This is a genomic window from Rubidibacter lacunae KORDI 51-2, assembly GCF_000473895.1.
GTDB lineage: Bacteria > Cyanobacteriota > Cyanobacteriia > Cyanobacteriales > Rubidibacteraceae > Rubidibacter > Rubidibacter lacunae.
In genome coordinates, this window is record NZ_ASSJ01000080.1 from 1 (window position 1) to 780 (window position 780).

The 780-nt window shown below is 55.3% G+C and carries 1 protein-coding gene; it reads right to left on the reverse strand.

The features are described 5' to 3' along the window. Nucleotides 1-472: 472 nt before the first annotated feature. The coding region (locus tag KR51_RS14935; RefSeq protein ID WP_022608921.1) for an ATP-binding protein at nt 473-780 on the reverse strand (308 nt) is incomplete at its 5' end.

Consider the following 780-nt stretch of genomic DNA (forward strand, 5'->3'; position numbering starts at 1 on the left):
CCAGGCGGCTTCCAGTTTTTCTCCGAAATAGGCTGCAAGCGCCCAACCATAACGCTATAGCCTTGAAGGCAAGAAGGCATCTGCAAAAAAAATGAAGTATTCAAAGAGAGAACAGAGACTTGTAAAGAAAAATTGAAGGATATGGGATGGACGGGGCGTTGTTATCACCTTGGAGACTAATCGCCCAAATTCCCTTCCTTGATCTTTGTTCCTCAGATTTTGTCAGATGTCAAGGGCTTAGACGGGAAAAACGACAGAGATTGGCGAGGTGACTGTCGTTTTGTGGTTACCGGATCGTAACGACAACCCCGGATCGGCAGCGGTGTTCGTTGAGTCATCTACCCAGCCTGGTGGCTGCGGCCAGCCCGAGGTCAGGTGGCGAGAGACCAGTGCTCACCCAATGCAGAGCACACCAGCGCGCGACCCGTCACGACGACGAGTTTCTCCGCGCCGCCGCCTGCTTGCGAAAGCTCTACGCGTTAATCTCGACAATGATTGCGTGGTGGATCGATCGGTCCACGGCCGCCACTGTCATCATCGAATCCGCAAAGATCTCGTCCCACCGACTGAAGGGTTGATTGGCGGTCAGTACCAAACTCCGGCGCTCGTAACGGTGGGCAATCAGCTCGAACAGCACGGAGGTCTCGGCCTCCGACTTCCGGACGTAGCCCAAGTCGTCGAGCACCAATAAATCAAAGCGGTCGAGCTTGCGCAGTTGCTGGTGGAGGCGCCACTCCTGCTTCTCCTGTTGCAGCAGCTGCACCAAGGCCGGGGCATGAT